The organism is Xenorhabdus beddingii (assembly GCF_002127545.1).
Classification (GTDB): Bacteria; Pseudomonadota; Gammaproteobacteria; order Enterobacterales; family Enterobacteriaceae; genus Xenorhabdus; species Xenorhabdus beddingii.
In genome coordinates, this window is sequence record NZ_MUBK01000011.1 from 90,191 (window position 1) to 102,153 (window position 11,963).

Genomic DNA, 11,963 nt, shown 5'->3' on the forward strand with positions numbered 1-11,963 from the left:
TATGAGTATGACGGTTGTCGTGACAGAAGCCGTTCCCCCTCGTTTACGGGGACGTTTGGCTATTTGGTTGCTGGAGATACGCGCCGGCGTTTATGTCGGGGATATCTCGCATAAAATCAGGGAAATGATTTGGGAGCAAATCACGGAACTCACCGAAGATGGCAATGCAGTTATGGCATGGCAGACCAACACTGAATCTGGATTTGATTTCCAAACCTTTGGTGAAAACAGAAGGGAGCCGATAGATTTTGATGGCCTTCGTTTAGTGAAATTTAAACCACTTTCTGAGGATTAATTTGGGGAATTAAAAGGCGCTAAAAAATGGTAGAATTTTTTCACTCTAAAAATAGGTTATAAAACAGAGGGATAAAATTAGAGTGTTCCCCGTAGGTACGGGGATAAACCGGTATATTTCTTAGGAACATTCCTCATGGATTAGTGTTCCCCGTAGGTACGGGGATAAACCGTTGTCGCCCGAATTGTCTCATTCCACGTTCCCGTGTTCCCCGTAGGTACGGGGATAAACCGTCAGGGCTAAAAGCAGCGCCGGCGACAAAGGCGTGTTCCCCGTAGGTACGGGGATAAACCGTTACTTGCTGTAGATTGGGAATGATCAGCATCCGTGTCCCCCGTACCTACGGGGATAACCCCTATCTAAACGAACGAATATTTTAAATTTTGCGATATCCCGCCTACCAGCATAATTCGTTAATGATTGTCAAAAATACCTATGATAATCTACGCCGCTCCCGCTATCAATTGTTTGTTTTATAGACAATTAAATATAAAAACAGGAAGCTGTTTACTTATGAACTTAACTAACACCAGCAAATTGTTAGCCGCTACTCTGTGTCTTGCGACCTCGTATAGCCATGCAGAGAGTGAGCGTCCACTTTTCTCATTAACCATGTCAGAATCTGGCGTTCCGCAAACAAATAGTGACGGTAGTTTATCCCGTACTACCACGTCTGAATCTCGTATTCTGCCCATTTGGGGGGATGCCGCACGAGCAAAAGGCTATGACCTGCCTGAACCATTTGGTGCGAGTTATAGTTATATGAATATGCGTCAGAATATTGTCGTGGATAGCATTAAATTCAAATTCACTAATCCAAAGTTTCACCCTTGGGAAAAAGGGACTGTTGTTAATGCAGGTGATACCCGAGAGAAAAGCGAAACCCATATGCTTAAATTGGATTCCTGGCTCTTACCTTTTTTGAACGTCTATGGTGTTTATGGAAAAACCAAAGGTACTTCAAGAACTAACCTTGATAGTATTTACTTTATAAATATGGATGACCCCGCGTGGGAGAATCTTCCTTTTGAATTGAACTTTAAAGGAAAAACGTTTGGTGGCGGTGCAACCTTTGCGGGTGGCTACAACCAATTTTTTGCTACATTAGATGCTAATTATACCCGTACCAACCTTGATATCTTGGATGGGGATATTAGTGCCTTAGTTATCACTCCGCGAATTGGCTATGAGTTTATTTTTGAACCATTATTTACGGGTCAAAGAAATACAAAAGTGCAAATTTGGGTTGGTGCTATGTATCAAGATATTACCCAACGTTTTAAAGGAGATGTCAGCGGGCTAGATTTACCCCCTGAACTTTCATTATTTGAAATGATCAAAAGCCAAACAGACATCAAATTCGACGTCAAACAACATCTTGCCCATAAATGGAACAATACTGCGGGCGTTCGTGTCGAAGTCACCCGTAATTTCAATATCCTGTCAGAAGTCGGCTTCGGCAACAGAAATAGCTTCTTTATTTCCGGTGAGTTCCGTTTTTAATGTTTAGTCTGGCAACACTCAAAAGGCGGGTGATTTTCAGCCTGCTTATATTTACCACCGCAACCGCACACGCAGATATTCTGCCTGATCGACAAGAAATTGATGGTTGGTTAAACGCATTAGGTGGCAGCAACCATTTTGATGCCAGCAAGAAAATTGACTGGGGCGTATTGCCCGGCCCTTTCTACACCCCTGAAATGGGCGTGGGGATTGGGGTTGCCGTCGTTGGTTTGTATCGCCCTGACCGCTCAGACCATACCAGTCAGACTTCCTCGCTGGGACTCAGTGGTTTTGGGTCATCTACCGGCGCATTTGGCCTGAATTTTACCAATTACAATTTTCTCGCCCGTGACCAATGGCGGTTATTTGTTTCCGGTACGTTGAATAACACCCCGACTTACTATTGGGGCAAAGGCTATCACGCCGGTAAGCATAACAGTCATAAAGAGAAGTACCATTCGCAGGAATTTGATATACGTCCCCGTTTTCTTTATCGCGTCACTGACGCCACCTATATGGGACTGGGCGGGAATTTCTCATCCGTCAATGCCAGTGATCCCGATATTGGCGCGAAACGGTATTTTCAACAATCCGTCGGCGGTCGTTCCGTGGTGAGTTCTGGTGTCAGTGCCTATTTCAGTTATGACACGCGGGATTTTTTGCCCAATGCGCAGCATGGGCGAACTTTTGAGATTGTTTATACCTATTTTTCCCCAGAGTTAGGAAGCGATCATCGTTTTCACACTACCCAATTCCAGTTTTCAACCTATCACCGATTATCTGAAAAAACCGTTTTGGCTTTTGATAACTATGTCCGTCTCAGCGCAGGTGATGTACCGTGGAACCAGCTATCACTGCTCGGTAATGGTCAGCGGATGCGCGGGTACTATGAAGGGCGTTATCGTGACAACAATATCTTCACGACACAATTGGAGTTAAGGCACAAACTTGACTGGCGCCACGGGGTTGTCGGCTGGATAGGCACGGGGACATTAGGAGAGACGCCTTCCCGATTGGGCACCACACATTGGCTGCTTTCCGTGGGGGTTGGCTATCGTTTTGAGTTTAAGCCACGCATGAATGTCAGATTAGATTTTGGTGTTGGTAAAGGCAGTACCGGGTTCTACTTTCAGGTTGGGGAAGCGTTTTGAGATTATTAATGACACTGTGCCTCAGTTTTCTGTTGATGTCATGCCAAAGTCAACCACAGCCCGTTGATTCCGTAAAACCGGTTCTCGTCAGTGATACCCATGAACAATCGTTGGAAGATTGGCCGGCACTGGCTCCGATTAATCCACCAGAAGGTTTAAGGGCTTGCTGTGCTTTCGGCTATCACCTTAAGGCACAACTGTGGGATGTTCCCATTCCTTTCTACGACATTGACAATATTGTTGAAGCCGAAAAATTGGGAGAACATCACTACAATGACAGTATTATCGGTGCCAGTGCCGCGCTGTTAGGCATAAGCAATGAAAAAGTGGGTCTGCTCTATACTCATCAGGGCGGCTTTATTGACATTTCCCATGTGAGAGATACCGCAGACTATACGCTCTATTTATTCAGCCAGATTTATGCCCATCTTGGTCAAGAGTGGGCATTAACCCTGCATAATGAACTTGCGGCGCGTAAAATTCATTTTCCGGCTTTTATACCGCCGGAAGATCCCGCTGAACGCTATACCTTAAGTGCCTATTTAGCCGCTAAAATGGCTTTTCAGCTTGCAGCTTGGCATGAAATCGCGCAATGGTATGGCTATCAATCCGTTCCGGGTTTTTCAGAAGGCATTTCGGCGTTTTCCCCGGAAGATCTCTATTCGAATCTGTTGGGCGCACGGCTGGCATTGACGCTGATCCTGGAAGGCCATGCTTCCTCTGTCACTCAGTTTTCAACCTCAATGGCGAATATCCTGCCGATCACCTTAAATAAACTGGGCGCTTATTCCAGATCAGGGACAAAAGAGATGTTCGATAGCGTGGATGGATTATGGTGGAACAGTTATCAACGCATTCCCGAAAAGTTTTTAGTATTGCACCGGAATTATGATATCCAAGACCACCGCTATCCCTTCATGCCTTCCGGTAAAGAAGACTTTGCCTTGCGTCTGGCTTTACCTGAGCATTATCAGCATTTTTCGTTGGATAAACTGGCTGAATTTCAGTTATGGACAACCCATGAGATGAAAAATCTACCTGTTCCAAAACAATATTGGACAGCCAAAGATTTTCAAATGCTGGCGGAATATGCCCAACGTGAAGATGAGAAGCAGCGATTGGTTAAATAATTGACCATCGCATCTATCAAATTGATTTTATTTAGGAATATACCCAAAAGGTATATTCCTGACAAATTGCAAATTAGAGAAAAATCAGCCTACTTACCCAATACCCGGCAGATTGGTGTATGCCGTTTAATCAACTCTTGCAACACCTCTTTCAACAACTGACTTTTGCCACTGCCCAATGACTCCAGCACGCTTTTTTCATGAGATTCAGCTTCGGTCAGCAAGCCTTGTACCACTTGCAGCCCCGTTTCCGTTAGACGAACCAATGTAACCCGGCGATCACCGCCCCCATTAGAAAAACGTGTGACGTATCCCTGTAATTCCAAACGCTGCAAAACACGGGTAATGGTGGGTTGTTTACTGACCGTCTTCTGTGCCAACAGGCTGATGCCTATCGGGCCACTTCCCGCCAACGCCGATAATACCCGCCATTCCAGCACTGACAGCCCCCGCGTTTCAACCGTATCATGGAATTCAGCGGAAACCAGCATCCACGCCTGCCCAAGCAAGGCAGGCAAGTAATTGTCAACAAACACTTTTGAATCTGGCATACGTTGAACAACCTTTTTTATCTCAGGAAGTTTTTTGTTGTCCGATTCTAAAAGGTTCATGCGTGAAAAACACGTCAACAACCGTTATTCCGTCAATATTTTCCTGATAACAGTGAGCCAAATCGCGGAACATATGTATCCAACCCCCGTCGTTTCAATATCATGTAGGTTGTCACCACAGATGAAGAAATAACGGACAACGCATCTCTATCCTCCCACCGGTTGATGTCCATCGTTATCAGTCAGGGCTTCTTCGTAATACAACTGTAATGCCTGCATGACCGGCAGATCACCGAAACAAAACAGGCAGGCATCTTCTGTTTGTGAGGTATTCACATGCTCATGGAATGCCCACGAAGGAACGCAGAAGATATCCCTCTCCTGCCAGTCAAACCGCTGACCGTCAATCACGGAATAGCCCTGTCCTTTCACCACCTGATAGATAAAACTGCCGGTATGTCGGTGTGCCTTGCCAATGAAGCCAGGTCTCAACAATTGCATGCTGGCACCAAGAGTCGGCATCACATGGCCGCCGGTTAGCGGATTGGTGTAGTACATCAGAATGTCATCAAAAGGTGAACCTTCTGAAACGCGGGCGTACTGCTGCAAGGCTTCATAAGTGGCTGCCCATTGATATCTGAATAAAGGAGAAGAGGGTTTATCCCAACCGACATTTTGGGGGCGCAAGGCAGGTGCCCCCCAAAGTGCAACAGAGGCATCGACAGGCTCCGTCACCGCTTGGCGCAAATCAGGGTGCACCTTATAAAAACCGGCCTCCAATACATTGACCAATGGCATATCCAGACCGTCCTGCCAGATACACTGGGAACCCTCGGGATCAACACCGTGTTCATGCCAAGTCCCATTGGGAGTCAGGACGAAATCATTCACTTCCAGCGGTATCTTCTGCCCATCGACAATGGAATAAGCTCCACTCCCTTCCATAATAAAACGCAGTGCGGAAGCCGTGTGAGCATGAGCTGATGAGGATTCACCCGGCCGCATGGTTTGAAGCCCGGAGTAGAGCAATCCCACCGCAGTAGAGAACTTCGGCCCTTCAGCATTGTTCAGATAAACCACGCGACGCCCCGCTTCTTCCGGTGTAACCAAATCAGCCGATTTAAGGACGTGATCGCGTAGATCACGATAACGCCACAGTACGGGAACCGAAGCCGATTTGGGTTGCCAGGGTTCAATGGCATTGACAATGCTCCAGAGCGCCCCTGCCCTGTACTTTTCCAACTCCTTGTAATACGCCAACAATTCAGGACTATCAGCAACATTGGCACGGCCGGCAATATCTTCCCTGCATTGATCATGAGATTGAGTATTTTCTTGTTGAGACATGGGTATCTCCTGTACGGATAAGATTGAAAATAACGGCAATGGCGTTTTCAAATGCTTCCGCATAACAACGGGTCGGATCTGGATATTAAACCCATATTATATTTTTCGCTCTAATAATGAACAGATAAAATAATGAACAGCAAAAATGCCGCAGGACGATTTTTGTTATTACCAGTAAGAAAATTTTATCAATGAAACAAAAGTCATTAACATAGCAAAGAGCATTAACGACTCACTTAAAAGGACATTATTTATGGATCTTCAGGCAGGGCAAAATATCGTTTTATCGACGACTTCTCTTCGGCTAACACTCTCTTACCCAGCAACATCTGCTTTTCGCAGTGAAGTAGATACCTCCGCTTTCTTATTGAATGCGAGTGGGAAAGTCAGGGGAGATAGCGATTTCTACTTTTACAATAATCCCGCCGCCATCGATAACAGCTTGATTTTAGAAACCTCTCACCAAGGCAGCGTGATCACGGTGGATCTGACAAAAATAGATGTCAATGTGAGCAAAATTGCGATCACACTGGTGATAGATGGCCCGGATTCTGTTGCTGGTCTTCAACAATTGAGATTTGAAGCCCAAAATGTTGCCACCTTCACGGTTTCAACCGCCGGCAGAACGGAAAAGGCCATGATTATTGCTGAAATTTATCGGCATTCTGGCAACTGGAAGCTCCGTGCTCTTGGGCAAGGGTTCAATGGCGGATTGGAGCCTCTGGCAGTGAATTTTGGTGTGGATATAGAGCAACCCGCACTGTCAAATAATCCACCGCCGATCCCAACCATCAGTCTTGAGAAAAAGCTACAGGATAAAGCGCCACACCTCGTAAACCTTGCCAAAAATGCAGCCGTCAGCCTGAATAAGCACAAGCTGCAAGCGGTCAAGGCCAGGGTCGCATTTGTGCTTGATGCGTCAGGGTCAATGCTCGCTCAATTCAAAAAAGGCCATGTGCAAGCTGTTCTGGATCGTATTGCGGTACTGGCCGTGCAATTTGACGATGATGGGTCAATGGATGTCTGGGGTTTTGCCGCAAAACACAAAAAATATCAGGATGTGACGCTGGATAATCTTGATGGCTATATTCATGCAATCCAGACCTCTGTAAAACGCGCCAGATGGGAGATCCTCCCTAACCTCGGCGGCACAAACAATGAACCGCCAGTCATGGAAGAAATTATCGACTGTTTTAAAGACAGTGATCTGCCTGTCTATGTCGTGTTCATTACGGATGGTGGAATCAGTAAAACGCGTCAGATTAAGGATGCCATTCGACGTTCAGCCAATTATCCTATTTTTTGGAAGTTTGTTGGTTTGGGGGGATCGAATTACGGGGTACTAGAAAATCTCGATACCTTTACCGATCGTCGTTTGGATAACACCCATTTTTTCGCAATCGACAATTTTGCCACGGTAAAAGAAGACGTACTCTACGATCTGTTGTTGACAGAATTCAAAGACTGGCACGATGCTGCGGCTGCCGAACAGATCCTGTCGTTATGAAGATGTCGTTATGAATCTACCGTGATGAATAACCATAAGCGCCCCAAATTAGGGCGCTTAGTTTGCTGGAAATACCAATAATGTGGGTTTATCCCAATATTTCATAAAGCCGCTTAATTTCCTTTCTCCACATCTCCTGATTTTTCAGCTTTTGATGTTTTGGTTTCCGCGCCAAATCCTCCGTCAGATTTTGCTCCAAGACCACAATGCGCCGGAGAATATCCTCTTCATCCGCTAATCGCTCCGGTTCATCATGGGGGATTTCCTTATCTTTCATCACGTCTTTCTGACCGGAAATGACTTTTTCATTAAGAAACTGATAATACCCATCACTGGATGTCACTTCTTCCAGTCTGCCATTTTTGATCAGCAAAAATCGGTTGGCGACGTTATCAATAAATGCCCGATCATGCGAGGTGATTAATATCGTCATTTCGTTATTAATCAACTCACTTTCCAATTCCATCTTGCCGAAAATATCCAAATGGTTGGTGGGTTCGTCAAGGATCAAGAAATTGTGTTTATTTAATTTCAATATCAAAAACATCAGCCGGGAACGTTCACCACCGCTTAATCGCCCCACCTGTTTATTAAAATCCGCATATTCAAAACCGGTTGCAATCAATTGTTGTTTACAGGTGATATCATCAATATTCGGCGCATTCTTTCTTACCGCAGCAAAGATCGATTCATTCAGCGGAATTCTCTCCAGTTCCTGATCGAGATAACCCATATTACACTGCGGGGAGAACGTGATATTTTCGGTATCATAGGCCGAATTATCCAATCCGCCATCATTTAAAGACCTGGCCTTTTTATAGGCGTCAACAATAGTGTGAATCAGGGTGGATTTCCCCACGCCATTATCACCCAGCAGGGCAATTCTATCTCCCGGTCGGATATACCCATCGTTAATGGAAAATAAAGGATTAAACTGTTCATCCTGCTGATAGCCAATCCATTTTTCCCCGATCCGCAGCATATTTTTCGATTTTATCGTGTCAGCATCCAACGATAATCGATAGGTTTCCCCTTCCGTTAGCTTGGTTTTGCCTTTTTCAAGTTTTTCTACCCGTTTTTCCATCGACTTGGCTTTTCGGGCAAATTTTTCGTTATCGTAAATTTTACCCCACAATGCCAGACGCTTGGCACTTTCCTGTATGCGCCGAATGTTCTTTTCTTCTGCTTTCAAACGCAAGGCATCCGCTTCATCCTTTTCTTGCAACGCAATAAGCGCCTGACTGAATGGCAGGGAAAAAGCGATTAGCTGTTGATCACGCAAAAAGATCGTCTGGTTGGTGACGTTATCCAGAAAATTTCGGTCATGGGAGACAATAATAAAGGCACTCTTCAGGCTGTTATTAAAGAAATCCGCGAAAAATTTCAGGGTATTGGCGTCCAAGTGGTTACTGGGTTCATCAAATAAAATAATATCGGGTTCCACAACCGCGCTCATGGCAAACATCAACTTGGTCTTTTGTCCACCGCTGAGATCAGCCACTTTAGTAGAAAAATCAATCTCCTGAAAACCAAAATCATAAAGCATGGAGACCGCTTTATAATCACCATACTCGTCAACTTGTTTTACTTTTTGGGAAATAGACTCAAACAAGGTCATTTCAAGCAATTCATCATCAATAAACTGAGAAACCATTTCCAATCTCAAACCATTGGCGTATTCAATGAATCCCTCATCCGGCTTGTCAATGCCGGCCAGTAGCTTAAGCAAATGAGTTTTCCCTGTACCGTTATAACCGACCAAAGCAATTCTGTCGTTTTCTTTAATAGCTATGGAGAGGTTATTAAATAATGGCTTGGAATTAATGCTAAAGTTAATCTTGTTACAATGAATCAGCGTTGACATCTTTGTGTCCCCATCGTAAAAACCTTCATTAATTTCAGAATGATGATGACTTCAGTCAACATTTATATATTCAAATAGGAATGAGATCAAGCCATCATCGTAATACATGAAGATATAACCGTACATTTTTATGTATCTTAATGTTATTATTTACCTGGCTAAGTAACTTATGTGAATAAATCTATTTTAAACGTCAATAATAAATTATCCAAATAGTGATTTTAACATCCAAAAAAAACAAGGCACATTCAATATTGAATGTGCCTTACCCCTGGAAATATTGGCGTTAATTTTTAGAAAAAATCATTATTTAAAACCGATAGCCTATGCCGATATTAAACCCATTGATGCTATGACTGTTATCATTGAATTTTGCTGATGTCCCTTCATAACCTGCATAAAGGCTGAGGTTTTGAATTGGATTTACTTCCACACCCGCACCATAGGCTATATGAGTCGATTTTTTATTCACATTGGCAGAATGAGAGACGGTTTCCCCATTTTTTTTCAAATAGGTTCCGTTAATAGAGACATCAATTTTTGAATGTGCAAAACCCAATAAACCATATACACTCACATAATCATTAATACGGTAAGCAGGCCCGGCCATCAGTGAATAATATTTCACATCAGCATTGCCTTTCTCAACCGAGTTATTATCTTTGTGGCTATCGCTTTCACTGCCTTTCATATACGTCAATGAACCAATAATACTGACAGGAGAATCCCATTCATAACGGTAGTGAAGATTCACTCCGCGAATATTCTTAAAATCCTGAACCTTGCTTTGTGCATAACCTACAGCAACCGTATTCGTATCTGCATAAGCGAATGAGCCATACATAAAACCAGATACAACTAAAGTTGCAAGAAGCGCTTTTTTCATCACCATTAATAATTACCTTTCATGTTTACTAACTGTTTAAAGTATAGATAGTTTCTGCGATATATCGAGGTAAAACGCAGTAAATATAAATATCTTTGAATAAATGATATAGAACATCATTATTACTTATAGGAATATTATATAAAGAAAATCAAATTAATTTTCCATCTTAAATAGATATCAAACTGATATCTATAAACATTTATTTTTTATATTGCTTCATTACACTGTCATTTTGTAAATTATCTAAAATTTTTTCCTAATTTTACTAGTTAACAATAAGATGGGGTATGAACATCGTATTTATATTCTTAAGCAGAACCATTTTATTGATATCCGCAATATCAAACCAATTTCACCCTGCGATCCACGAAAGGAAATGACAATGAAATTAGAAACGCTATCCATCCATGCCGGTTACTCACCTGATCCTGCAACGAAAGCCGTGGCTGTCCCTATTTATCAAACAACGTCCTACGCTTTTGATGATTCCCAACATGGTGCTGATCTCTTTGATTTGAAAGTTGAAGGTAACATTTACTCCCGTATCATGAATCCCACCAATGACGTACTGGAAAAACGGGTCGCCGCTTTGGAAGGGGGAATAGGTGCGCTGGCTGTCGCTTCTGGCATGGCGGCAATCACCTATGCTATCCAGACCATCGCAGCCATCGGGGATAACATTGTCTCCGTCGCAAAATTGTATGGCGGAACGTATAACTTAATGGCGCACAGTTTCCCCAATCTTGGGATTGAAACTCGTTTCGTTGATCATAACGATCTCGTTGCCATTGAAGCGATGATTGACGGAAAAACCAAAGCGGTTTATTGCGAATCCATCACCAATCCAAGTGGGAATATCGTTGATATCCAGGCCCTGGCTGATATTGCCCATCGGCATGGTGTTCCCCTTATTGTCGATAATACTGTCGCAACGCCTTATTTATGCCGTCCGTTTGAATATGGCGCAGATATTGTTGTCCATTCCCTGACCAAATATATCGGGGGACATGGCACCAGCATTGGTGGAATGGTTGTCGATGCCGGTAAATTCCCTTGGGCGGAACATCAAGATCGCTTTTCGATTTTAAATACGCCAGACCCGTCGTATCACGGAATAAACTATAGCGAACATTTTGGCGCTGCGGCTTTTATCGCTCGCTGCCGTGTTGGGCCACTGCGCAGTACAGGCGCGGCACTCTCTCCCTTTAATGCTTTTTTAATCCTACAGGGTCTTGAGACATTGGCTCTTCGGATGGAGCGCCATACTGAAAATGCCCTGAAAATTGCGCAGTACTTAGAAAAGCACCCTCAAGTTTCTTGGGTGAAATATGCAGGATTACCGACACAGCCTGAGTATGATTTGGCAGTCCGTTATATGGGGGGAAAACCGGCTTCTATTCTGTCCTTCGGCATCAAGGGAGGGGAAAAAGCAGGTATACGCTTTATTGACGCCCTGCAACTGATCGTGCGGCTGGTCAATATTGGTGATGCCAAATCACTGGCCTGCCATCCGGCCTCGACAACCCATCGTCAACTCAATGATGAAGAGCTGATAAAAGCGGGAGTATCACGCGATCTGGTTCGCTTATCTGTTGGCATCGAGCACAGCGATGACATTATTGCCGATCTTGCACAAGCACTGGATGCCGCAAAATAGTTTTCAATATTGTTTGTTAATTTAATGATAAGTCATCGATATCAATATATTTTGATATCGATGAAATGA

Annotated in this window: 10 protein-coding genes and 1 CRISPR repeat array; of the genes, 6 read left to right on the top strand and 4 right to left on the bottom strand. The window is 43.8% G+C overall.

From position 1 onward, the window contains the following. Nucleotide 1 precedes the first annotated feature (1 nt). The 4 genes from cas2e (at nucleotide 2) to Xbed_RS08500 (ending at nucleotide 4,079) form a co-directional block, all read left to right on the top strand. Complete coding sequence (gene cas2e, locus Xbed_RS08485) at nucleotides 2–295, top strand: type I-E CRISPR-associated endoribonuclease Cas2e (protein WP_047964099.1); 294 nt, start codon at nucleotides 2–4, stop codon at nucleotides 293–295. An 82-nt stretch (nucleotides 296–377) separates the two neighbouring features. Beyond that, nucleotides 378–652: direct repeats of the CRISPR family, unit length 30 nt; unit sequence GTGTTCCCCGTAGGTACGGGGATAAACCGT. A gap of 156 nt (nucleotides 653–808) precedes the next feature. Further along, nucleotides 809–1,798, top strand: coding sequence for a hypothetical protein (locus tag Xbed_RS08490; RefSeq protein ID WP_086112493.1), 990 nt, complete (start codon nucleotides 809–811; stop codon nucleotides 1,796–1,798). Then, complete coding sequence (locus tag Xbed_RS08495; RefSeq protein WP_086112494.1) at nucleotides 1,798–2,949, top strand: BamA/TamA family outer membrane protein; 1,152 nt, start codon at nucleotides 1,798–1,800, stop codon at nucleotides 2,947–2,949. Before Xbed_RS08490 ends, Xbed_RS08495 begins: the two co-directional genes overlap by 1 nt. A gap of 8 nt (nucleotides 2,950–2,957) precedes the next feature. After that, nucleotides 2,958–4,079 (top strand): DUF4056 domain-containing protein, encoded by a 1,122-nt coding sequence (locus tag Xbed_RS08500; RefSeq protein WP_086112495.1) that lies wholly within the window; start codon nucleotides 2,958–2,960, stop codon nucleotides 4,077–4,079. 89 nt (nucleotides 4,080–4,168) lie between these two features. Here the strand turns inward: Xbed_RS08500 and Xbed_RS08505 are convergent, their stop codons facing one another. Next, a complete protein-coding gene (locus tag Xbed_RS08505) occupies nucleotides 4,169–4,630 on the bottom strand; it encodes a MarR family winged helix-turn-helix transcriptional regulator (protein ID WP_086112528.1) in 462 nt (153 codons plus the stop codon). Nucleotides 4,631–4,837: 207 nt separating this feature from the next. Beyond that, entirely contained in the window at nucleotides 4,838–5,977 is a 1,140-nt protein-coding gene (locus tag Xbed_RS08510; protein WP_086112496.1) for a cupin domain-containing protein, read from the bottom strand. Between the two features lie 253 nt (nucleotides 5,978–6,230). Here Xbed_RS08510 and Xbed_RS08515 point away from each other — a divergent pair, with 253 nt between their 5' ends. After that, nucleotides 6,231–7,484 (top strand): VWA domain-containing protein, encoded by a 1,254-nt coding sequence (locus Xbed_RS08515; RefSeq protein ID WP_086112497.1) that lies wholly within the window; start codon nucleotides 6,231–6,233, stop codon nucleotides 7,482–7,484. 88 nt (nucleotides 7,485–7,572) lie between these two features. On the opposite strand, the gene Xbed_RS08520 is transcribed toward Xbed_RS08515, so the two are convergent. After that, complete coding sequence (locus tag Xbed_RS08520) at nucleotides 7,573–9,348, bottom strand: ABC-F family ATP-binding cassette domain-containing protein (protein ID WP_086112499.1); 1,776 nt, start codon at nucleotides 9,346–9,348, stop codon at nucleotides 7,573–7,575. Nucleotides 9,349–9,658: 310 nt separating this feature from the next. After that, the gene (locus Xbed_RS08525; RefSeq protein WP_086112500.1) at nucleotides 9,659–10,240 is read right to left on the bottom strand and encodes an Ail/Lom family outer membrane beta-barrel protein; all 582 of its coding nucleotides are present in this window, start codon (nucleotides 10,238–10,240) and stop codon (nucleotides 9,659–9,661) included. A gap of 379 nt (nucleotides 10,241–10,619) precedes the next feature. Between Xbed_RS08525 and Xbed_RS08530 the strand changes: the two genes are divergently transcribed. Beyond that, nucleotides 10,620–11,894, top strand: coding sequence for a bifunctional O-acetylhomoserine aminocarboxypropyltransferase/cysteine synthase (locus Xbed_RS08530; protein WP_086112501.1), 1,275 nt, complete (start codon nucleotides 10,620–10,622; stop codon nucleotides 11,892–11,894). Nucleotides 11,895–11,963: the final 69 nt, after the last annotated feature.

Coding starts and splice junctions, on each gene's coding strand:
- Xbed_RS08525 (WP_086112500.1), bottom strand. CDS start 10,240: ATGGTGATGAAAAAAGCGCTTCTTGCAACTTTAGTTGTATCTGGTTTT.
- Xbed_RS08510 (WP_086112496.1), bottom strand. CDS start 5,977: ATGTCTCAACAAGAAAATACTCAATCTCATGATCAATGCAGGGAAGAT.
- Xbed_RS08520 (WP_086112499.1), bottom strand. CDS start 9,348: ATGTCAACGCTGATTCATTGTAACAAGATTAACTTTAGCATTAATTCC.
- cas2e (WP_047964099.1), top strand. CDS start 2: ATGAGTATGACGGTTGTCGTGACAGAAGCCGTTCCCCCTCGTTTACGG.
- Xbed_RS08505 (WP_086112528.1), bottom strand. CDS start 4,630: ATGCCAGATTCAAAAGTGTTTGTTGACAATTACTTGCCTGCCTTGCTT.
- Xbed_RS08530 (WP_086112501.1), top strand. CDS start 10,620: ATGAAATTAGAAACGCTATCCATCCATGCCGGTTACTCACCTGATCCT.
- Xbed_RS08495 (WP_086112494.1), top strand. CDS start 1,798: ATGTTTAGTCTGGCAACACTCAAAAGGCGGGTGATTTTCAGCCTGCTT.
- Xbed_RS08515 (WP_086112497.1), top strand. CDS start 6,231: ATGGATCTTCAGGCAGGGCAAAATATCGTTTTATCGACGACTTCTCTT.
- Xbed_RS08500 (WP_086112495.1), top strand. CDS start 2,958: ATGACACTGTGCCTCAGTTTTCTGTTGATGTCATGCCAAAGTCAACCA.
- Xbed_RS08490 (WP_086112493.1), top strand. CDS start 809: ATGAACTTAACTAACACCAGCAAATTGTTAGCCGCTACTCTGTGTCTT.